At 64.5% G+C, this 20135-nt stretch carries 23 protein-coding genes; 21 read left to right on the top strand and 2 right to left on the bottom strand.

The genetic code is table 11. From position 1 onward, the window contains the following. Positions 1–20: 20 nt before the first annotated feature. The 7 genes from nuoN to QOU61_RS17670 are packed head-to-tail and all read left to right on the top strand — an operon-like array spanning position 21 to position 5589. On the top strand, positions 21–1457 hold the full coding sequence (gene nuoN, locus QOU61_RS17640; protein WP_289660995.1) for an NADH-quinone oxidoreductase subunit NuoN: 1437 nt from the start codon (positions 21–23) through the stop codon (positions 1455–1457). A 3-nt stretch (positions 1458–1460) separates the two neighbouring features. After that, entirely contained in the window at positions 1461–2273 is an 813-nt protein-coding gene (locus QOU61_RS17645) for a biotin--[acetyl-CoA-carboxylase] ligase (protein WP_289660998.1), read from the top strand. Beyond that, positions 2273–3943, top strand: a complete 1671-nt coding sequence (locus QOU61_RS17650; RefSeq protein WP_289660999.1) for a ribonuclease J — start codon at positions 2273–2275, stop codon at positions 3941–3943. Before QOU61_RS17645 ends, QOU61_RS17650 begins: the two co-directional genes overlap by 1 nt. Before the next feature lie 18 nt (positions 3944–3961). Continuing rightward, complete coding sequence (locus QOU61_RS17655) at positions 3962–4498, top strand: hypothetical protein (protein WP_289661000.1); 537 nt, start codon at positions 3962–3964, stop codon at positions 4496–4498. Positions 4499–4516: 18 nt separating this feature from the next. Continuing rightward, on the top strand, positions 4517–4921 hold the full coding sequence (gene mce, locus QOU61_RS17660) for a methylmalonyl-CoA epimerase (RefSeq protein WP_289661003.1): 405 nt from the start codon (positions 4517–4519) through the stop codon (positions 4919–4921). Between the two features lie 17 nt (positions 4922–4938). Further along, positions 4939–5214, top strand: coding sequence for a DUF1467 family protein (locus QOU61_RS17665; RefSeq protein WP_289661005.1), 276 nt, complete (start codon positions 4939–4941; stop codon positions 5212–5214). 27 nt (positions 5215–5241) lie between these two features. After that, positions 5242–5589 (top strand): hypothetical protein, encoded by a 348-nt coding sequence (locus QOU61_RS17670; protein WP_289661007.1) that lies wholly within the window; start codon positions 5242–5244, stop codon positions 5587–5589. A gap of 186 nt (positions 5590–5775) precedes the next feature. Here QOU61_RS17670 and QOU61_RS17675 read toward each other — a convergent pair whose 3' ends face one another. Then, positions 5776–6060: a globin family protein gene (locus QOU61_RS17675; RefSeq protein WP_354142534.1), complete on the bottom strand. Its 285-nt coding sequence runs from the start codon at positions 6058–6060 to the stop codon at positions 5776–5778. 526 nt (positions 6061–6586) lie between these two features. On the opposite strand from QOU61_RS17675, the gene QOU61_RS17680 reads away from it, so the two are divergent. From QOU61_RS17680 to QOU61_RS17740, 13 genes are all read left to right on the top strand, one after another. After that, positions 6587–6961: a DUF2946 family protein gene (locus tag QOU61_RS17680; protein ID WP_354142535.1), complete on the top strand. Its 375-nt coding sequence runs from the start codon at positions 6587–6589 to the stop codon at positions 6959–6961. Positions 6962–7054: 93 nt separating this feature from the next. Then, complete coding sequence (locus QOU61_RS17685; protein ID WP_289661012.1) at positions 7055–9484, top strand: TonB-dependent receptor family protein; 2430 nt, start codon at positions 7055–7057, stop codon at positions 9482–9484. 26 nt (positions 9485–9510) lie between these two features. After that, a complete protein-coding gene (locus tag QOU61_RS17690; protein ID WP_289661015.1) occupies positions 9511–10725 on the top strand; it encodes a sialidase family protein in 1215 nt (404 codons plus the stop codon). Beyond that, positions 10722–11222 (top strand): TlpA family protein disulfide reductase, encoded by a 501-nt coding sequence (locus QOU61_RS17695; RefSeq protein WP_289661017.1) that lies wholly within the window; start codon positions 10722–10724, stop codon positions 11220–11222. Before QOU61_RS17690 ends, QOU61_RS17695 begins: the two co-directional genes overlap by 4 nt. A gap of 39 nt (positions 11223–11261) precedes the next feature. Continuing rightward, positions 11262–11792, top strand: a complete 531-nt coding sequence (locus tag QOU61_RS17700) for a copper chaperone PCu(A)C (protein WP_289661019.1) — start codon at positions 11262–11264, stop codon at positions 11790–11792. Between the two features lie 4 nt (positions 11793–11796). Continuing rightward, positions 11797–12240, top strand: a complete 444-nt coding sequence (locus tag QOU61_RS17705) for a hypothetical protein (protein WP_289661021.1) — start codon at positions 11797–11799, stop codon at positions 12238–12240. 39 nt (positions 12241–12279) lie between these two features. Next, on the top strand, positions 12280–12591 hold the full coding sequence (locus QOU61_RS17710; RefSeq protein ID WP_289661024.1) for a hypothetical protein: 312 nt from the start codon (positions 12280–12282) through the stop codon (positions 12589–12591). A 108-nt stretch (positions 12592–12699) separates the two neighbouring features. Next, positions 12700–13221 carry a YcnI family copper-binding membrane protein gene (locus tag QOU61_RS17715; RefSeq protein WP_289661026.1) on the top strand — a complete coding sequence of 174 codons (522 nt, stop codon included), beginning with the start codon at positions 12700–12702 and terminating at the stop codon, positions 13219–13221. After that, complete coding sequence (locus tag QOU61_RS17720; RefSeq protein ID WP_289661029.1) at positions 13222–14790, top strand: copper resistance CopC/CopD family protein; 1569 nt, start codon at positions 13222–13224, stop codon at positions 14788–14790. Between the two features lie 135 nt (positions 14791–14925). After that, positions 14926–16245 carry a proline--tRNA ligase gene (gene proS / locus QOU61_RS17725; protein WP_289661032.1) on the top strand — a complete coding sequence of 440 codons (1320 nt, stop codon included), beginning with the start codon at positions 14926–14928 and terminating at the stop codon, positions 16243–16245. A gap of 72 nt (positions 16246–16317) precedes the next feature. Next, positions 16318–16470 (top strand): hypothetical protein, encoded by a 153-nt coding sequence (locus QOU61_RS17730; protein ID WP_289661034.1) that lies wholly within the window; start codon positions 16318–16320, stop codon positions 16468–16470. Between the two features lie 14 nt (positions 16471–16484). Next, the gene (locus QOU61_RS17735) at positions 16485–17762 is read left to right on the top strand and encodes a lipoprotein-releasing ABC transporter permease subunit (RefSeq protein ID WP_289661037.1); all 1278 of its coding nucleotides are present in this window, start codon (positions 16485–16487) and stop codon (positions 17760–17762) included. A 4-nt stretch (positions 17763–17766) separates the two neighbouring features. After that, positions 17767–18468: an ABC transporter ATP-binding protein gene (locus QOU61_RS17740; RefSeq protein ID WP_289661581.1), complete on the top strand. Its 702-nt coding sequence runs from the start codon at positions 17767–17769 to the stop codon at positions 18466–18468. A 106-nt stretch (positions 18469–18574) separates the two neighbouring features. On the opposite strand, the gene QOU61_RS17745 is transcribed toward QOU61_RS17740, so the two are convergent. After that, positions 18575–19288 (bottom strand): alpha/beta hydrolase, encoded by a 714-nt coding sequence (locus QOU61_RS17745; protein WP_289661039.1) that lies wholly within the window; start codon positions 19286–19288, stop codon positions 18575–18577. A gap of 159 nt (positions 19289–19447) precedes the next feature. On the opposite strand from QOU61_RS17745, the gene QOU61_RS17750 reads away from it, so the two are divergent. Further along, positions 19448–19882, top strand: coding sequence for a MarR family winged helix-turn-helix transcriptional regulator (locus tag QOU61_RS17750; protein WP_502876963.1), 435 nt, complete (start codon positions 19448–19450; stop codon positions 19880–19882). The last annotated feature ends 253 nt before the right edge of the window (positions 19883–20135 follow it).

The following is a 20135-nucleotide window of genomic DNA, read 5'->3' on the forward strand; positions in this document are numbered from 1 at the left end:
GTGGGTCTGGGATATCAGCCATGAACTTTGCGACCGCAGGTTATCAATTGCAGCCTGTCCTGCCGGAGATGGTGCTTGCCGTCGGCGCGATGGCGCTGCTGATGCTCGGTGCCTATCGCGGGCAGGGCACGACCCGGCTCGTCACCGTGCTTTCGATCTGCCTCCTGGTCCTGACCGGCATACTTGAACTGATGCTGCCGGCAGGCAAGCTGACGACCTTCGGCGGCAGCTTCATCGTCGACGACTTCGCGCGCTTCCTCAAGGTTCTGGCGCTGATCGGCTCGGCCGCAACGTTGATCCTGTCGACGGAATTCTTGTCCGATCCGTCGCGGCGGCTGTTCGAATATTCGATCCTGGTGCTGCTCTCGACGCTCGGCATGATGATCCTGATCTCGGCCGGCGACCTGATCTCGCTCTATCTCGGGCTGGAGCTGATGTCGCTTGCGCTCTACGTCGTCGCCGCAAGCAATCGCGACAACCTCAAGTCGACCGAAGCGGGCCTGAAATATTTCGTGCTGGGCGCGCTCTCGTCCGGCATGCTGCTCTACGGCGCCTCGCTGATCTACGGCTTCACCGGCACGGTGAGCTTTGCCGGCATTGCGGCGGCGGCCAAGGTCGGCAGCCTGGGGCTGGTGTTCGGCCTCGTGTTCCTGCTCGCCGGCCTCTGCTTCAAGGTCTCGGCGGTGCCCTTCCACATGTGGACGCCTGACGTCTATGAGGGGGCGCCGACGCCCATTACCGCTTTCTTCGCCTCCGCGCCAAAAGTCGCGGCGATGGCGGCCTTCACCCGCGCGACCCTGACCGCGTTCCCCGGCATCGTCACGCAGTGGCAGCAGATCGTCGTGTTCGTGGCGATCGCCTCGATGGCGCTGGGCTCGTTTGCCGCGATCGGGCAGAAGAACATCAAGCGCCTGATGGCCTATTCCTCGATCGGCCACATGGGCTTCGCGCTGGTCGGGCTTGCCGCCGGCACGGTCGAAGGCGCGCAGGGCGTGCTGATCTATATCACGATCTATGTCGCGATGACGCTCGGCTCCTTCGCCATCATCATCGCCATGAAGCGCGACGGCGTGGCGCTCGAGCAGATCAGCGATTTCGCGGGCCTGTCGCGCACCAATCCGCTGCTCGCCTTCTTCTTCGCGATGCTGCTGTTCTCGCTCGCCGGCATCCCGCCGCTCGCCGGCTTCTTCGCCAAATGGTATGTCTTTGTCGCCGCGATCAAGGCCGGCCTGTTCACGCTCGCCGTGATCGGCGTGCTCACCAGCGTCGTGGGTGCGTACTACTATCTCATGATCGTCAAGACGATGTATTTCGACGAGCCGCTGACCCAGCTCGATCCGGTGCGCGTGGAGCTGCGCACGGTGCTTGCGGTCGCCGGCCTCTTCAATATCCTGTATTTCGTTTATCCCGGACCGCTGGTCAGCGTCGCGACGGCCGCGGCCAAGTCGTTGTTCTAGGAGATGGTCTTCAAGCTCGGTCCGCGCGCAGCCTCCGCAGGTTACCGGCTCTTTGCCTTCGACCGGATCGGCTCGACCAATGCCGAAGCAATGGCGCGCGCCCGCGCCGGCGAGCGTGGCCCCGCCTGGTTCGCGACCTCCGAGCAGACCGCAGGCCGCGGGCGGCGGCACCGCCCCTGGATCGCGCCGCGCGGCAATCTCGCCAGCAGCATCATCGAGGTGATGGACGTCTCGCCCTCAGTGGCGGCGACGCTCGGGTTCGCCGCGGGGCTCGCGCTTGAGCAGGCGCTGCGCAGGCTCAGCGTCGAGGCGGCGATGCGTTCGGCCGGTGGCGATGAACTGAATTTCTCCTTGAAATGGCCGAACGACGTGCTGGCGGGGCGGCGCAAGCTCGCCGGCATCCTGCTGGAAGCCGAAGCCGTTGCGGGCGGCGGGCTCGCGGTCGTCGTCGGCATCGGCACCAACGTCGTTGCGGCGCCCGAGGGCACGCCGACGCCGGCGACCTCGCTGGCGGCGCTCGGCGTCCAGGTCGGCGCCGAAGAACTGTTCGCTGCACTTTCCGACGGCTGGGCCGAGTTTCGCGGCATCTGGGATCTTGGCCGCGGCTTTGCCGAGATCCGGAAGTTGTGGCTCGACCGCGCCGCGGGCCTGGGCGAGGCCGTCTCGATCAAGTCGGGTGCGTCAACGATCGAGGGCACCTTCGATACGCTCGATGACCAGGGCTGCATGATCGTGCGCACGGCCGGCGGGCAGCGCGTGCCGATCACGGCCGGCGACGTCTATTTCGGCTCGGCAGCCTCGACGGGGACAAGTTAATGGCGCGCCCGGACGAACTGGTGTTTGCGCCGCTGGGCGGCGTCGGCGAGATCGGCATGAACCTGTCGGTCTATGGGCTCGGCAATCGCCACCAGGGTTCCTGGCTTGCGGTCGACCTCGGCGTCTCCTTCGGCGACGAGGAGCATCTGCCCGGCATCGACCTGATCATGCCCGACATCGCTTTCCTCGAGAAGGAACGGAAAAACCTGGTTGGGCTCGTGCTGACGCACGCCCATGAGGACCATTTCGGCGCCCTGATCGACCTCTGGCCGCGGTTGCGATGCCCTGTCTATGCGACCAAGTTCAGCGCCGCGCTGTTCGAGGCCAAATGCGCCGCCGAACGCAACCCGCCGAAGATTCCGGTGACCGTGGTGCCTTCGGGCGGCCGGGTCGACATCGGGCCGTTCAATGTCGAATTCATTCCGGTCGCGCATTCGATTCCGGAATCGCATGCGCTGGCGATCCACACCGAAATCGGCACGGTGCTGCATACCGGCGACTGGAAGATCGATCCCACCCCGATCATCGGCCCGCCCACCGACGAGAAACGGCTGCGGGAGCTGGGTGACGCCGGCCTCTTGGCGCTGGTCGGCGATTCCACCAACGCGGTGCGCGATGGCCGCTCGCCCTCGGAGGCCGAGGTCGCGAAGACCATCACCGGGCTCGTGAAGGCCGCGAGGGGCCGCGTCGCGGTCACCACCTTTGCCTCCAACGTCGCGCGGATCAGGGCGGTGGCGGACGCGGCGAAGGCGGCCGACCGCGAGGTCGTGGTGATCGGCCGCGCCATGGAGCGCGTAGTGCAGGTCGCGCGCGAAACCGGCTATCTCCAGGGCGTGCAGAATTTCCGCAGCCCCGAGGTCTATGGCCACCTCCCGCCCGACAAGGTGCTGGCGCTGTGCACGGGAAGCCAGGGCGAGCCACGCGCCGCGCTGGCGCGGATCGCCAACGACGATCACCCCGAGGTCACCCTGAACAAGGGCGATTGCGTGATCTTCTCCTCGCGCACCATCCCGGGCAACGAGAAGGCGGTCGGTGCCATCATCAACGGGCTGGTGTCGCAGGGCGTCGAGATCATCAGCGACCGCACCCACCTGGTTCACGTCTCCGGCCATCCGCGCCGCGACGAGCTCAACGACATCATCGCCTGGACGCGGCCGAAGCTGCTGATCCCCGTCCATGGCGAGGCGCTGCATCTGTCCGAGCATGCCAAGCTGGCGCGCGCGGCCGGCGTGCCGAAGGTCTTGACCTGCCGCAATGGTGACCTCGTCAAGCTCGGCCCCGGCGATCCCGGCATCATCGACGAGCTGCCTTCGGGGCGCCTCTACAAGGACGGCTCCATACTGGAGGATTCAAAATCGCGCGCCGTCGTCGAGCGGCGGCGGATGGGCTTTGCCGGCTGCGCTTTCGTTGCGATTGCGATGACGCAAAACGGAGAGCTCGCCGACGATCCGGAGGTGGATCTCGTCGGCATCCCCGAGAAGAATGCGGCCGGCGAGGAACTCGACGACATCGTGTTCGATGTGGTTGTATCCACCGTCCAGGGCCTGCCGCGGGCGCGGCGGCGCGATCCGGACGCGGTGTCGGAATCGGTGCGCCGCGCGGTGCGCGCCGCCGTCAACGAGCACTGGGGCAAGAAGCCGCCCTGTCTCGTGCATGTGCTGACAGTGTGATCGCTTGGAGAGTTGCTAATGCTGGCGGTAGCGGCACGCTCCTCACTTGTCTGCTGGCTCGGTGCGGTGTCGTTTTGCAGCAGCCAGCAGATCGTTGCTGCTCAGTTAAATCTTCTTTCCGCCGATCTGGCCTTTCATTTCGTGTGCGAGGGGAAGTCGCGTGGCGAGCCGGAGAAGGCGATAGAGCCATTTCTTCGGGCGAGTGGCTTCCGCGTTCTAAACCTGGCTGAGATTCAGCGCCGACATGATGTCAATCTCTTTGACACTAACGTCATTGCGTTGGACCGCGACGGGAGAATTATCGACATAAGGTCAGTTCCACAGGCGCACCGGCGTTATTCCTTTTATTTGTACTCCTCTCCCCCAACGAGTCATTCGAATGACTTGGAAGAGCAGATATTGACGTTCGTTTCCGGGGACCTTGGGTGTGAGGTGCGTCAGATTGAACGACACGAAAATCGAGAGCTACAGAAGGGATTTTACGAATCCGAGCTGAGAAGAGTCGAAAGGTTGTTCGAGGAAGCAGACCGGATTAATGGTAAGCGGCGTCTCTAGTCTCTGGAGGAATTTACGATGCTCGGCCGGCTCAATCATGTGGCGATCGCGGTGAAGGACGCCAAAAAGGCCGCCAAGATCTATGGCGCCGCGTTCGGCGCGCAGATTTCGGAAGCCGTTCCGCTGCCCGAGCACGGCGTCATCACCGTGTTCGTCACCCTGCCGAACACCAAGATCGAGTTCATCGAGCCGCTCGGCGAGACCTCGCCGATCGCAAAATTCCTCGAGCGCAATGCCGATGGCGGCATCCATCATGTCTGCTACGAGGTCGCCGACATCATCGCCTCGCGCGATGTGCTGATCAAGGAGGGCGCGCGCGTGCTCGGCGATGGCGAGCCGAGGATCGGCGCGCACGGCAAGCCGGTGCTGTTCCTGCATCCGAAGGATTTCTCCGGCGCGCTCGTCGAGATCGAGCAGGCCTGACAACCGGGAGACGGACGGTGGTCTACACCATCTCCACTGCGTTTGCGATCTACTTCGTGCTGTGGTGGGTCACGCTGTTCGTTACGCTGCCGTTCGGCGTGCGCAGCCAGCATGAAACCGGCGAGGGCGCGCCCGGCACCGATCCCGGCGCGCCGATCGTGACCCGGATGGGCCGCAAGCTGATCTGGACCACCCTGATCTCGGCGGTGATTTTTTCGCTCGGCATGGCCGCCTACCATGCGGGCTATCTTTCGATCGAGCGGCTGTCGCGGCTGATGGGAATGCCGTTCTAGGTGCAGGTGCAAGGGCAGGGGGAGCCGATGACGTTTCAACGAATTGCAACCATCCTGTTCGTCCTGCTGATCGCCGCGCTCGGCGTCGCCCTCTACATCGACTGGAAGCTTGCCGTTCAGCTGCGCGGCGTGAAGGCGTTCGTCGAGGGTTACGTCTTCGCCGACGCGGTCACGGCCTGCGAGAGGGTGCAAAGCTCGACGCCGTTCAAGTGGAACGGCGGCAAGCAGACGGCGGTGATCGGGCTGAACTCCGTCAAGCTCAACAAGGACACGGTGGTTGCGAACTATACGCTCGTCGCCGACAGCGTTTATTGCGACTACGATCCGGTCTGGAAGAAGGCCGATATCGGCTCGAACTTCCTCGAGCGGGAATAGCTAGGGCGCGCCGATCTGAAGTCCTGCACCGGGTGCCGCAAATTCACCTCAGGAACTTCAGGTCGGAAAGCGGGCACTAGCCCAATCGCGCGACCAGCTCGTCGATCTGCTTGATCAGTTCGCGCCAGGCGCGGTCGATGTCGGCCGACCAGTCATGGCCCAACAACTCACGCAGCGTCTGCGCGATCACGCCGAAGAATGCGACGAACAGGCTGCGCGGCGTGCCATAGGCGTCATGCGATATTGCCTCGCATTCATGCGGAAATGGCCAGTGCGCTCGCCCGCAAAATCCAGGATCGCATCAATGGTCTGCGCGAGCATCGAGCCCTGGACGGACTCGCAGCCTTCGCTGCGGAACATCGCCCGCGCTTCGGGATGACAGGCAAACAGGCGGCGGTAGACCAGGGGCGCAAGATCATCGCAGCGTTCGGCGGCGATGGCGAAACTCGTTGCGATCGGATTGTCGGTCATCGTCGGCGCCTTGCTTCGCCGCAAAAATAAAGCCGCGCAAATAAAAAGGAGCAGGGCTGCGAGCCCTGCTCCAAAAATTGTGTCGACCCTGTATTAACCCCGAAAACAGGATTTGGTCTTGATTGGCGGGGCGGCGCTGCTTATGCGCGCCAGGGCTCCTCCCGAGACTTGGACCACCAGACTTCGACCAAACGGCCAGCCTGACGTTTCTGTCGTAGACCATCTTTTTCGCCTTGTCATCAATTTCAGCAACGATTGTTCAAAATTGCGGCGCAACACGAAATGATCGCGATTGACTCGAAAAAGGGGCTCGCTTGGTCGAGGTATTATGGTAGTCGCATCCTGCGCGACCTGCCTCGTGCAGGTCCGTGCAACCCCTTGATCGGCCGCTTATTCAGGGGCGCGATCAAAAACAAATTTTTGCACGAAGGCCACAGGCGCGCGATGATGAGGAACCTGATCTCGACTCGCGGCATGCGCAGTGGTTAGGTATCGCAACGCGGTGGTTCTCCTGATGCGTCGGCGCTTGAGCAAATTTCTTCCGGTCGTCCTGGTCGCACTGATGGTGCAGATCCTGGCGCCGGTTGCGGCATGCTGGGCGGCGAGTATCGCAGCATCCGACCCCCTGCAGGTCGCCGGCGCCATCTGCCACGACAGCGCAGGTGCAGCGCAGGATGGTCAGCAGGGCGTCCCGACCGGCGATCCGCGCGCCCATGGCGGCAGCTGCGCGATCTGTTGCATCGCCAATGCGGGCACCTCGCTCGATAGCCCAACGCCGGTTGCGCTTCCGACTCCCTACCGGCAGGTTGCGCGTGTCGTATGGCACGACCAGGCGCCAAGCCTGCTGACGGCACGCGCCGGCTCCAACACCCGGGCGCGCGCGCCGCCCTCTCTTTCCTGACCGACCTCGCTGCCGGCTGCCAGTCCTCGGGCTGTGCGCCGGTGAACTGTCATCGGGAACCGGCCTGAACAGCCGGCGTCAGGAATTTTCGAAATGTCGCGTCGCTATCGTGCCCTCCGTGGTGCGAGCTATCTTGCCGTGCAGGCGGTATTTGCCGCACCCCTGTCGGCGGCCTATGCGCAAAGCCAAACCGGCGACAAGGTGCTGCCGCCGGTCACCATCGAGGCGCCGAAGGAAGCGCGCGCCAAGCCCGCGGCGCAAAGGCCGCGCACCCGCGCGGCTGCAGCAAGCAGGCCGAACCGGCGGCCTGCCGCTGCCCCCGCCGCCAGTCCTTCCGCCGCCACCGTCGCTGATGGTGGCAAGCTGACACCGGCCGCCGCACGCGACAGCCTGAACCAGGCTCCATTAGGCCAGACCGAGACCACGATCGACCGCAGCCGGTTCGACGAGCAACCAGCATTCTCGATCTCCGACGTGCTGCGCGACAGCCCGGGCGTCTCCATCAAGCAGGGCAACGGGCCGCGCGACGTCGGTATCTCGATCCGCGGCTCCAACGCGCGCAACGGCTTTGGCATCCGCAACATCGTGATCTTCGAAGATGGGTTCCCGGTCACCCAGCCGGACGGCCTGTCGCGCAGCGACCTGATCGACCCGCACGCTTACGCAGCGATCGACGTGATCCGCGGACCGTCGTCGGCGCTGTACGGCAACTACGCGACCGGTGGCGCGCTCAACTTCCGCAGCCGGCCGGGCGGCACCGTCGACGGCGCGGAATATGGCGTCGAGGGCGGCAGCTTCGGCTACCTCAACAATTACATGACGTTCGGCAAGAAGGTCGGCAACTTCGAGGGCTCGCTGTTTGCGAGCGATGTGCGCGGCGACGGCTTCATCCAGAACAGCTGGTTCAACACCCAGACCGTCAACTTCCTCGGCACGCTGCAGGTGACGCCCGACGACCGCTTCACGGTCAAGCTGATCAACAACGATCTGAGCGCGCGGCTGCCGATCCGGCTGTCGCTCAACCAGTACTACCAGAACCCGTTCCAGCAGGGCTGCAACACAGGGGCGACCGCCGCGACCGGCTGCGCGACGGTGCCGCTATCCAACAACGGCTTCAACAAGGTTGCTGGAACCGATCTGGAAACTGCCCTGCAAGCCGGGCTCGGCCGCAACGACCGGCGCTCGGTCGTCGGCGCGCGCTGGGAGCATGATTTCGACAACCAGACCACCTGGCGCAACCAGTTCGTGTTCGACGACCGCGACATCAGCCAGCCGACCGGCGCGACCAGCGCGATCGGCGATTTTCCGTCGTTCAACTACATGAGCGACGTCATCCGCCGCGGCGAAATCCTCGGCATGGATTCGACCACCTATTTCGGCGGCTTCTACAACACGCTCACGGCGTCCAGCGACACGCGCAACGTCATCCCCGGCGGTTACGCCGCGCTCGGCAGGCTGTCCAGCAACCTGTTCAGCGATACGACCAATTATGGCGTGCGGGCGCGGGAAGAGCTGAAGCTGCTGCCTTCGCTTACCGCGATTGCCGGCATCGGCTGGGAGACCACGCTGCTGAAGGGCACGAACACGGCCTTCACCTATACGGGCGCCGCGGGGACGACGACTTCCGCCATCACCACCGCGGACCGGCAATTCCAGAACACCGCGCCGGAGCTGGCGCTGCTCTACAAATTGAACAGCGAGTGGCAGCTCCGCGCGCGCGCCGCGACCGGCTACGGCACGCCGCAGGTCAGCAATCTGTTTGTGTTGTCCGACGGCACATCCGGCAACAACACGCAGCTCAAGACGCAAACCAACCTCGGCTACGACCTCGGCGCGGACTGGACGCCGAACAATGCGGTCAAGCTGAGCGCGACGGCCTTTTATGAGTTCTTCCGCAATGAGCTGGTGACCCAGGCGACGCCGGTGGGCGCGCCGAACTCAAGCTTCACCTTCAACGCGCCGCGCTCGGAGCATCGCGGCGTCGAACTTGCCGCCGACTGGCGGTTCCAGCCGGGCTGGCGGTTTACCGCCGCCTACACCTATCTCGACGAGGTCTACACCGAATATGTCGAGAACCTCACCAACGGAGCCGTCTTCAGCTTCAACCGCGCCGGCAACAAGATCCCCGGCATCTCGCCGAATGAGCTGACGACGCGCGTCGGCTATGACGAATTCTCCGGACCGTTGCGCGGGCTTGGCGGGTTCGTCGAGCTGCAGTGGAAGGATTCCTTCTTCATGGACAATGGCAACCTCTTGAAGGCGCCAGGCTATGAGCTCGTCAATCTCAACCTGCACTACAAGACCGATCTCGTGTCCGATTATCTGAAGTCGCTCAATATGTACTTCGAGGTGCGCAACCTCTTCGACAGGACCTATGTGGCGTCCGCCAACAATGTCGGGAATACGGTCACGGCGGCGGGCGTGCAGAATCCGGGCGTCATCCTCGCGGCGACGCAGACCGGCTCGATCTATGCCGGGTCGCCGCGGGCCTTCATCGCCGGCATGAGGATCGCGTTCCGATGATGCAACAAGGAAAAAGAGGCCTGCTTATGCCAGGACGACGATCACTGCTCGCCGCAGCGCTTGCGCTCTGGCCACTCGCGGCGCTCGCCCAGATGAGCCATCACAACCATGCCTCGGAGGCCGCCTGCGAGGAAATCGCGCTGCGCTGCGCGAGCAAGGTCACGCCGACCTTCGCAAGGGAGGGAACGCTGTGGCTCGCCTGGATGGCGGGCGGGCAGGTTCTGGTCGCGGGCTCGAAGGACCTCGGCCACAGCTTCTCCGAGCCGGTTGCGGTCACCCCCGAAGCGCTCAACCTCGACTGGGGTCCCGACGCGCGGCCGAAGATCGTTGTCGACGGGCAGGGCCGGATCGCGGTCGCCTTTGCGATCTTCAGGGACAAGGCGTTCAATGGCCGCGTGCTCTATGCGCGCTCGGTCGACGGCGGCAAGAGCTTTGCCGAGCCGCGGCCGATCACGTCCAATGACGAGAGCCAGCGCTTCGAGGCGCTGGGGCTCGATCCAGACGGCACGGTGTTCGCGGCGTGGCTGGACAAGCGCAACCGCGCTCCGGCGCTTGCCCGCGGCGAGAAATATGACGGTGCGGGGCTGTTCTTCGCCTCATCCAGTGACGGCGGCGCCAGCTATTCCGAGGCGCGTCTCGTCGCCGACAACACCTGCGAATGCTGCCGCCTCGGGCTCGCCTTTGCCGGGCCCGGCCGGCCGGTCATCGTGTTCAGGAACATCTTTGACGGCGGCGTGCGCGACCACGCGGTGGTGACATTTGCCGATCCGGCAACGCCGGGTCCGGTCCATCGCGTCAGCACCGACGACTGGCAGATCAACGCGTGCCCGCATCACGGGCCGAGCCTGTCGATCTCGGACGGGGGAACCTATCACGTGACTTGGTTCACCAACGGCAAGGCGCGCAAGGGTCTGTTTTATGCCCGCTCGCAGGACCAGGGGGCGACGTTCTCCGAGCCCGTCCCGGTCGGCCGCGCGGATCGCAGCCCGTCACGGCCTTATGTGTTGGCGGCGGGTCCGCAAACGGCTGTTGTCTGGAAAGAGTTCGATGGCGAAAAGACCACCGTCAACCTGATGCTGTCGCGGGATGACGGGAAGACCTGGTCGCAGCCGAAAGCGGTCGCGGCAACCTCTGACACCTCCGACCATCCGCTGCTGGTCAGCGACGGGAAGAGGATCTTCCTGTCGTGGATGACCAAGGCCGACGGCTATCGCATCGAGTCGATCGAGGAGGCACCATGAAGCGCGAGTTGCTGACGGGGGCATTTCTGGCCGCGCTGGTGCTGTCGGCGCCCGCCTCCGAGATGTCCTCATCCCTCAAGCCGTTCGAACGCGGCAGCTGGCCGGCGCTGCTGCGGGCGCATGCCGGCCATCCGACCATCGTGCATTTCTGGGGCGTGACCTGTGGACCTTGCAAGGTCGAGCTTCCCTTGCTCGGCCAGTTCATGAAGGAGCATCCCGCGATCGACGTGGTGACGGTCAGCGCGGATCTGGTTCCCGGCATGACCGACGCCACCCGCTCGATGCTTGACAAGGCCGGCCTTGCCTCGGCCGAGAACTGGATCTTCGACGACGGCTATGTCGAGCGGCTGCGCTTCGAGATCGATCCGCTCTGGCAGGGCGACATCCCGCGCACGCTGCTGGTGGCGCGCGAGGGAACGGTCACGACGATCGAGGGCTCGGCCGACATGTCCGACATCGAAAAATGGAGCAATGAGCAGCTCGCCGGAAAACGATGATTTTCCTGCGCGGCTGATCGCAACAGGATGGAGAGAACCATGAAACAAACAACCCGCCTTCTGGCCTGCATGGCGCTTGGCGCGGCGCTGCTGTCAGCTCCCGCGCGCGCCGAGGACGTCAAGGCCGGCGACCTCGTGATCACGCAAGGCTGGAGCCGCGCCACGCCCGGCGGCGCCAAGGTCGGCGGCGGCTACCTCACGATCGAGAACAAGGGGTCGGCGCCGGATCGCCTGATCGGCGTTTCCACCGACGCCGCCGGCAAGGTCGAGGTGCACGAGATGGCCACGAACAACGGTGTCATGACCATGCGGCCGCTCGACAACGGCCTTGCGATCGAACCGGGCAAGACCGTCAAGCTCGCGCCCGGCGGCTACCATCTGATGATGATGGACCTCAAGGCGCCGCTCAAGCAGGGCGACAAGGTGCCGCTCACCCTGCAATTCGAGAAGGCCGGCAAGGTCGCCGTCACCCTCGACGTGCAGGGCGTCGGCGCGCAGGGCCCGGCGGGTTCGGGCAGCGGCGGCACGGGCATGAAGAAGATGCAGGACCATTCCGGCATGAAGATGTGATGCAATGAAAATCCTTTCGATTGACAGGCTCGCTGTGTCGGGCCGCAAACGTCTCGTGTCCTCCGTCATCTGCCTCGCCGCCGCGACCTGGCTCGTGACGGCGCCGATCGCGGCCGCGCCGGCGGACGAGGACTTCTTCACGCATCTGCATACCGAGAAGGCGATGGCCAACGTCACGGTATCGCCGGGGCGGTCAGGGCCGGTCGACATCACCATTCAGCTCGAGACCGGCGACGAGAGGCCGCTTGCGGCGAAGGGCGTCCTGGTCTCGCTCTCGGATACGCAGACCGGGCGCAAGCTGCTGGCGATCGCGGCGTCGCCCGTCGGCGAAGACAGCTGGCACGTGAAGATTGCTTCGCTGTCGGCCGGACGCTGGATGCTCGGGCTCGGCATTTCCATCTCCGAGACCGATCAGGTCAGCGTGGAATCGCCGATCTTGATCAAATGAGAGACGGGCCTGTTCGAAAGCGCGTGAGGGATGGCAAGCATGCTCAAGGTGGACATTGTCGCTGAAGATCGGCGGGCGGTCGCGGCCGGCGCCGCGGGCGAGTTTGCGCGCTGCGGCTGGGTTGTCGAAGTCGTCCTGGTCGATTTCGGTGAGCCCGGCGAGCGGACATTTTTCGCGGTGGGCCTGGAACATGCCCGGGAGTCGGAGCAGGCCGTGCTCCGCTATCCCGGTCTTGCCCCCGCGGACCTGCGTCGCGCAAGACGCCTGTTGTCTCCGCGAGAGCTGACGGCCCTGAAACTGAGGACGGGCGCAATCCGCCCCTACGGATGGAACATGGGGAATGTTCCTTAACCTTCGGACCTGACCATCAGTCAAAAATGCGTCAGTGGCGACGCAGAGGGAATATCCGGCAAGGTCGCTCGTCAATTGGCAGTGTGGCCGGAAATGTAGAGGTTTGAAATGCCGAAGCATCCGTACCTGATCCTTTGCGCGGTATTGGTCGCAGCGCCGGCCAGCGCCCATGTCGAACTGGAGCGCGGCCAGGCCCCGATCGGCTCGCCCTACAGGGCGGTGTTCGTCGTGCCGCATGGCTGTGCCGGCTCGCCGACCGTCAAGCTCCGGGTGCAAATCCCCGAAGGCGTGATCGCACAGGAGCCGGCGCCGAAGCCGGGTTGGACCGTCGAGACGGTCAAGGGCAAATTCGCCGCCGAATATGACTACAAGGGCGGCAGGGTGTCCGACGGCATCAGGGAAATCGCCTGGAGCGGCGGCAAACTGCCGGACAAGACCCGCGAGGAGTTCACGGTCGAGACTTACCTTGCCGACAGCCTCAAGCCGAACACCACGCTCTATTTCCCCGTGGTGCAGGAGTGCGAGCAGGGGGTGAGCCGCTGGATCGAGATTCCGGCTCAGGGCGCGGCGCATTCGCACGAGGGCAAATGGCCGGCGCCCGGCGTGAAGCTCGCGCCCCCGCTGCAATAGATGCGCTGGCTCGCTGGCCTTGCATTGCTGCTGCTGGCCGTCTGTCAGGCCGGCTCCGCGTCGGCGCATGCCTCGCTGGTCTCGGTCGAGCCGCGCGACGGCAGCGTGCTGCGAGAGCCGCCGAAGCGGATCGAGCTGCGTTTCAATGAAAGCGTGACGGCGGGCGCCATCAACCTGATCGACGCCACCGGCCGCCTGCGCGAAGATGCCGGCGTTGCGGCGAAGGACGAAGCGGTTGTCGTGACCGTGCCGGCCGACCTGCCGAACGGCACGCAGATCGTCAGCTACCGCGTGATATCGGCCGACGGCCATCCGGTGGCGGGCGCCGTGACCTTTTCGGTGGGCGCGCCGACCGCGACCAGGCCGCCGCCCGATCTCGAAGCGGGCGTCGACGGCCTGATCTGGCTGACCAGGGTGGGTCTCTATCTCGGGCTGTTCGCAGGGATCGGCGGCGTGTTCTTTCTGCGCTGGATCGCCGGATCGCGCGCTGCCGCGACGCCGATTGCCATTGCGCTTGCGATCGGCATCGTCTGCGCCGTCGCATCGATTCCATTGCAGGGGTTGGATGTGCTCGGCCTGCCGCTGTCCGGCGTCATCGGCACGGCGCCCTGGAAGATCGCGCTCGGCACCAGCCTCGGCCCGTCGCTGTCGATTGCCATCGCGGCGATGCTGGCGAGCAGTGTCGCCTTGCGGAGCAGCTCTCGGCGAATTGGCCGCATTGTCTCGGCCCTTTCGCTCGCGGGCGTAGGTCTCGCGCTTGCCGCCAGCGGCCATGCCGCGACCGCGCCGCCGCAGGCGCTGACCCGGCCGGCGGTGTTCCTGCACGGCACGGCGGTGGCGTTCTGGCTCGGTGCCTTGATGCCGCTGCTGGCAATCCTGTGGCGGGGGAAGACGGCGCCACTTCCGGTGCTTCACCGGTTCTCGAAAGTGGCTGTGCCGGCGGTAGTCATCCTGGCGCTGACGGGCATCGCGCTTGCCGTGGTGCAGCTCGAGCGGCCGCAGGCGCTGGTCGAGACGAGGTATGGCATTCTTCTCTCCATCAAGCTCGCGCTGGTGTTCACCCTGCTTGGTCTGGCCGCGCTCAACCGCTTCAGCCTCACGCCGGCGCTGGCGCGCGATCCACAGGCGACGCGGCCGCTGGCGCGTTCGATCCTGATCGAATGCGTGCTCGCGGCCGCTATCCTCGGCGTCGTCTCCGGCTGGCGTTTCACTCCGCCGCCGCGCACGCTCGTGCCGGACGCGCCGCTCGCGGTCCATATCCATACCGACAAGGCGATGTTCCAGGTGCTGGTGACGCCCGGCCGGGTCGGCGGCAATGATTTCGTGCTGCAATTGATGAACGGCGACGGCAGCCTGCTGAAGGCCAAGGAAGCAACGCTGACGCTGAGCCAGCCGGATCGCGGAATCGAAGGCGTCGAGCGGCCGGCGGTGCTGGGGCCCGACCGCTTCTGGCACGTTCCGGATGTGCCGCTGCCGACCGCCGGCCGCTGGCACATGCGGATCGACGCGCTCGTCACGGACTTCGAAAAGATCACGCTGGAAGACGATTTCGACGTTTCGACACAATAAAGGCTGGCGTCGCTTCGCCGAAAAATGATCAGCAAATCCGCTGATTTAGCGGCTTTTTCTGATACCCCGCTTGTGTTTTTCCGGCCAATCCGCTTTCACTCTTGTTCTTCCCGCCGATTCCCAGAGCGTTGGCCCATGCGACTGTCGCGATTTTTGCTTCCCATCCTGAAAGAGAATCCGAAAGAGGCCGAGATCGTGTCGCACCGGCTGATGCTGCGCGCGGGCATGATGCGGCAGGAGGCGGCCGGCATCTATGCCTGGCTGCCGCTCGGCTTCCGCGTCCTGAAGAAGATCGAGCAGATCGTGCGCGAGGAGCAGGACCGCGCCGGCGCGCTGGAACTGTTGATGCCGACGCTGCAGCTCGCCGATCTCTGGCGTGAGAGCGGACGCTACGATGCCTACGGCCCGGAAATGCTGCGCATCCTCGACCGCCACAAGCGCGAGCTGCTCTATGGTCCGACCAACGAGGAGATGATCACCGAGATCTTCCGCGCCTATGTGAAGTCGTATCGCAGCCTGCCGCTGAATCTCTATCACATCCAGTGGAAGTTCCGCGACGAGCAGCGTCCGCGTTTCGGCGTGATGCGCGGCCGCGAGTTCCTGATGAAGGACGCCTATTCCTTCGACCTCGACGAGGCAGCCGCGCGGCGCTCCTACAACAGGATGTTCGTCGCCTATTTGCGCACCTTCGCGCGGATGGGCCTGAAGGCGATCCCGATGCGCGCCGAGACCGGCCCGATCGGCGGCGATTTGAGCCACGAATTCATCGTGCTCGCGGAAACCGGGGAGTCCGGCGTCTACTGCAACAGTGACGTGCTCAATCTGCCGATTCCCGGCGACGACACCGATTATGACGGCGATCTCACGCCTGTCATCAAGCAGTGGACCTCGCTCTATGCGGCGACCGAGGACGTGCACGACGCGGAGCGCTTCGAGCGCGAGGTGCCGGCCGACAAAAGGGTGAATACCCGCGGCATCGAGGTCGGCCAGATCTTCTATTTCGGCACCAAATATTCCGACACGATGAAGGCGCTGGTCGCCGGCCCCGACGGCGTCGAGGTGCCGATCCATGGCGGGTCCTATGGCGTCGGCGTCTCGCGGCTGGTCGGCGCGATCATCGAGGCGTGCCACGACGATGCCGGCATCAAATGGCCGGAAGCGGTCGCGCCATTCAAGGCTGTCATCCTGAACCTGAAGCAGGGCGCCTCCGATACCGACGCGGAATGCGAGAAGCTCTATCGCGAGCTCACGGCAAAGGGCGTCGATGTCCTCTACGACGATACCGACCAGCGTCCCGGCGGCAAATTCGCCACCGCCGACCTGATCGGCATTCCCTGGCAGATCATGGTTGGCCCGAAGGGGCTTGCCGAAGGCAAGATCGAGCTCAAGCGGCGCAGCGACGGCTCGCGCGAAAACCTCACTCACGCCGACGTGGTCGCCAGGATCGCCGGATAGGTTTATCCACCGCAGGCCCCGTTGCGGTCCAACCCGGCCACAATTGACCCCGAATCATGGGATGATCGAGGCATGGATGAGACCATGAACGTACCGGTTCAGACTGGCGTCGCCGATCTGAAGTTCCTGCGCCGGGTGCCGCAAGCTCGCCTCGGGAACTTCAGACCGGGAAGCGGCACCAGAATCATGGATTTTCCAGTGCCCTTTGCTTCCCGACGTTCGTGAAAGAGGTTGCCGCAATGACGCACGACCTTCGGGAAGCCGGCCCCGCACCCTTCGCGCCATTCGAATGGATGCTTTCGGCGCGCTATCTGCGTGCGCGCCGGCGCGAGGGATTCATCTCGGTCATCGCCGGCTTTTCCTTCCTCGGCATCATGCTCGGCGTCGCCACGCTGATCATCGTGATGGCTGTCATGAACGGCTTCCGCAAGGAGCTCCTGGACAAGATCCTCGGCCTCAACGGGCACGTGCTGGTGCAGCCGCTGGAGTCACCGCTGACCGACTGGAAGGACGTCGCAGACCGGATCAGCCAGGTGCAGGGCGTGCGGCTCGCCGCACCGGTGGTCGACGGCCAGGCGTTGGCGTCCTCGCCGTTCAACGCCTCAGGCGTGTTCGTGCGCGGCATTCGCGCCGACGACCTGAACAACCTCACTTCCATTGCCAAGAACATCAAGCAGGGCTCGATCGAGAACTTCGACGAGGGGCAGGGGGTCGCGATCGGCCGCAGGCTCGCCGATCAGCTCTCGCTGCATGCCGGCGACAGCGTCACGCTGGTGGCCCCGCGCGGCGCGGTGACGCCGATGGGCACCACGCCGCGCATCAAGCCCTACAAGGTGGTCGCTGTGTTCGAGATCGGCATGTCCGAATACGACGCCGGCTTCGTGTTCATGCCGCTGCCGGAGGCGCAGGCCTATTTCAACCGCAACAACGACGTCACCGCGATCGAGGTGTTCACCAACAACCCCGACAGGATCGACGCTTTCAAGAAAGCCATTACCGAGGTGGCCGGCCGGCCGGTCTTTCTCGTCGACTGGAGGCAGCGCAACTCGACCTTCTTCAACGCGCTCCAGGTCGAGCGCAACGTGATGTTCCTGATCCTGACCATGATCGTCCTGGTCGCCGCGCTGAACATCATCTCCGGCCTGATCATGCTGGTGAAGGACAAGGGCAGCGACATCGCCGTGCTGCGCACGATGGGCGCCTCGCAGGGCTCGATCATGCGGATCTTCCTGATCACGGGTGCTGCGATCGGCGTGGTCGGCACGCTGACCGGCTTCTTCGTCGGGCTGATCATCTGCCTGAATGTCGAGTCGATCCGGCAGTTCCTGTCCTGGCTCACCAACACCGAGCTGTTCTCGCCAGAACTCTACTTCCTGTCGCGCCTGCCGGCCGAGGTCGATTTTGGCGAGACCACCGCGGTCGTCATCATGGCGCTGACGCTGTCCTTCCTGGCGACGCTCTATCCGTCGTGGCGCGCCGCGCGCCTCGATCCGGTCGAAGCGCTTCGGTACGAGTGAGGGGCTGATGGCAGAGGGGGCGGAAGATGCACCGGTCATCTATCTTCATGAGATCAAGCGCCAGTACGTGCAGGGCGAGGCGCCGCTGATCATCCTGGACGGCGCCAAGCTCGCGCTGTGGGCCGGACAGTCGGTGGCGCTGGTCGCGCCCTCGGGCTCCGGCAAGTCGACGCTGCTGCACATCGCGGGCCTGCTCGAGACGCCCGACGAGGGCGAGGTCTATGTCGCGGGCGCGCCGACCTCGCAATTGTCGGACATGGAGCGCACCCAGATCCGCCGCACCGAGATCGGCTTCGTCTACCAGTCGCATCGGCTGTTGCCGGAATTCTCGGCGCTGGAAAACGTCATGCTGCCGCAGATGATCCGCGGCCTGAAGCGCTCCGAGACCATCAAGCGCTCGACGGAGCTGCTGGGCTATCTCGGACTCGGCGAGCGGCTCAAGCATCGGCCGGCGGAGCTTTCGGGCGGCGAGCAGCAGCGGGTCGCGATTGCGCGCGCGGTCGCCAATGCGCCCCGGGCGCTGCTTGCGGACGAGCCGACCGGCAATCTCGATCCGCACACCGCCGATCACGTGTTCCAGGCGCTGATGCAGCTCGTCAAGGCGACCCAGGTCGCGATGCTGATCGCGACCCACAACATGGAGCTCGCCAGCCGGATGGACCGCCGGGTGTCGCTGGAAAACGGCCAGGTCGTCGAGCTGGATTAAGCGTGTGCTTGCAGATGCGCGCTGTCTGTCGGGGGATCGAGAGCGGACAAACGGCTGAGGAAACCCAGCCGTTCGCCGTCAGGAAGCTTGGCTTCGCAAGGAAGCGTTAGTGCGCCTTGGCGCCAACAGCCCGGGCAGCCTCCGCGATCAATGCCGCAACGGCCGCCGGCTTCGACACGTAGACTGCGTGGCTACCGGCAGTCTCGACCACCTTCGATCCCGCGCGCTGAGCCATTGAGCGTTGCGCGGGCGGCGGAATCATTTTGTCGTCCGTGGCCACCAGGTACCAGCTGGCCTTGTCTTTCCACGCAGGCTTTGTCACCGCGCCGCCGAGCGCCGCTAAACCCCAGGGGACCTGCGAGTCCGCCATGAACGCAGCCTTCTCAGGGCTGACGTCGGCGGCAAAGGAAGCCGCAAATTTGGCGCGGTCGAGCAGCAGAAATCCGTCCTGCGGCGGCAGGATAGGGGGGACCGGCGCGCCCGGGGGCGGATTGCTGATCAGCGACTCGACGGACTCGTTCTTGTCGGGCGCGAACGCGGTGACATAGACCAGGCCCTTAACGCGAGGGTTGTTGCCGGCTTCCGTGATCACGGCACCGCCGTAGGAATGCCCCACGAGCACGACGGGGCCGTCCTGAGCATCGATGACGCGCTTGGTGACGGCAACGTCGTCGGCCAGCGACGTCGTCGGGTTCTGCACGATGCTGACCTTGTAGCCGTCCTTTTTGAGGATGTTGTAGACGCCCTCCCAACCGGCACCGTCGACGAAACCTCCGTGGACCAGCACGATGTTTCCTGCGGCATTGGCGTTCTCTGACATTGGGTCTCTCCATTATTTATATTGTGATAATGATTATCACGATAATCATTTCGTAGGCCTGTCCGGAATGCTTGTCAAGCGACTTTTTATCGCTATATTGTTTATCGTGATAAGTTTCTGCGGGACTTTCAGAAAAAGGAGAAAGTCGTGTCGGCCTCGATCAACGTGCCTCTCGATAGCCAGCTTTGCTTCTCGCTCTATGGGACCTCGATTGCGATCAATCGGGCCTATAAGCCCATGCTGGACGAACTCGGGATAACGTATCCGCAGTACCTGGTCTTGAGCGCGCTTTGGGAAGGCGATGAGCGGACGATTACCGCGATTGCGGACCGGCTTGCGCTAGAGCCGAGCACGATCACGCCGCTCGTCAAACGGCTCGAGCAGGCCGGTTTCCTGGCGCGGCAACGCGATACCAAGGATGAGCGGCAGGTGCATGTTCGTTTGACAACGAAGGGCAGGAATCTCCGCGCAAAGACGAAATGCCTGACGGACACGCTGCTCGAACGATCCGGGATGACGGTCGATGAGCTCACGGCGCTCAATCGAAAGATCCAGGCGCTCCGCGACGCGCTGGTCGCCAGCGATCGGCGTTGAGCGGAAGCACCCGACGCTTCTTCAAGCGCATGCGCGCAAAAATCGATTTCGCAAGCGATTTCAAGCTGATTTGGGTCGTCCAGTCCCCAGCGCAAAAATATTGCGCTTGAGCCGTCGGGCAAATCAGTGGCTTCCCTCGGCGTGTCCTGCACCGGTGAGAGGGGCGTACGCGTCGTCACGAACGTTGGGTGCGGGATGCGATGGACGCCTTGGCATCAACTGACGAGTGATGCGCAGGCGGACGGCGAAGTCG

The sequence above is a fragment of the Bradyrhizobium sp. NP1 genome (genome assembly GCF_030378205.1).
In the GTDB taxonomy this organism is placed as follows: domain Bacteria; phylum Pseudomonadota; class Alphaproteobacteria; order Rhizobiales; family Xanthobacteraceae; genus Bradyrhizobium.

Coding starts and splice junctions, on each gene's coding strand:
- nuoN (WP_289660995.1), top strand. CDS start 21: ATGAACTTTGCGACCGCAGGTTATCAATTGCAGCCTGTCCTGCCGGAG.
- QOU61_RS17645 (WP_289660998.1), top strand. CDS start 1,461: ATGGTCTTCAAGCTCGGTCCGCGCGCAGCCTCCGCAGGTTACCGGCTC.
- QOU61_RS17650 (WP_289660999.1), top strand. CDS start 2,273: ATGGCGCGCCCGGACGAACTGGTGTTTGCGCCGCTGGGCGGCGTCGGC.
- QOU61_RS17655 (WP_289661000.1), top strand. CDS start 3,962: ATGCTGGCGGTAGCGGCACGCTCCTCACTTGTCTGCTGGCTCGGTGCG.
- mce (WP_289661003.1), top strand. CDS start 4,517: ATGCTCGGCCGGCTCAATCATGTGGCGATCGCGGTGAAGGACGCCAAA.
- QOU61_RS17670 (WP_289661007.1), top strand. CDS start 5,242: ATGACGTTTCAACGAATTGCAACCATCCTGTTCGTCCTGCTGATCGCC.
- QOU61_RS17675 (WP_354142534.1), bottom strand. CDS start 6,060: ATGACCGACAATCCGATCGCAACGAGTTTCGCCATCGCCGCCGAACGC.
- QOU61_RS17685 (WP_289661012.1), top strand. CDS start 7,055: ATGTCGCGTCGCTATCGTGCCCTCCGTGGTGCGAGCTATCTTGCCGTG.
- QOU61_RS17690 (WP_289661015.1), top strand. CDS start 9,511: ATGCCAGGACGACGATCACTGCTCGCCGCAGCGCTTGCGCTCTGGCCA.
- QOU61_RS17695 (WP_289661017.1), top strand. CDS start 10,722: ATGAAGCGCGAGTTGCTGACGGGGGCATTTCTGGCCGCGCTGGTGCTG.
- QOU61_RS17700 (WP_289661019.1), top strand. CDS start 11,262: ATGAAACAAACAACCCGCCTTCTGGCCTGCATGGCGCTTGGCGCGGCG.
- QOU61_RS17705 (WP_289661021.1), top strand. CDS start 11,797: ATGAAAATCCTTTCGATTGACAGGCTCGCTGTGTCGGGCCGCAAACGT.
- QOU61_RS17710 (WP_289661024.1), top strand. CDS start 12,280: ATGCTCAAGGTGGACATTGTCGCTGAAGATCGGCGGGCGGTCGCGGCC.
- QOU61_RS17715 (WP_289661026.1), top strand. CDS start 12,700: ATGCCGAAGCATCCGTACCTGATCCTTTGCGCGGTATTGGTCGCAGCG.
- QOU61_RS17720 (WP_289661029.1), top strand. CDS start 13,222: ATGCGCTGGCTCGCTGGCCTTGCATTGCTGCTGCTGGCCGTCTGTCAG.
- proS (WP_289661032.1), top strand. CDS start 14,926: ATGCGACTGTCGCGATTTTTGCTTCCCATCCTGAAAGAGAATCCGAAA.
- QOU61_RS17730 (WP_289661034.1), top strand. CDS start 16,318: ATGGATGAGACCATGAACGTACCGGTTCAGACTGGCGTCGCCGATCTG.
- QOU61_RS17735 (WP_289661037.1), top strand. CDS start 16,485: ATGACGCACGACCTTCGGGAAGCCGGCCCCGCACCCTTCGCGCCATTC.
- QOU61_RS17745 (WP_289661039.1), bottom strand. CDS start 19,288: ATGTCAGAGAACGCCAATGCCGCAGGAAACATCGTGCTGGTCCACGGA.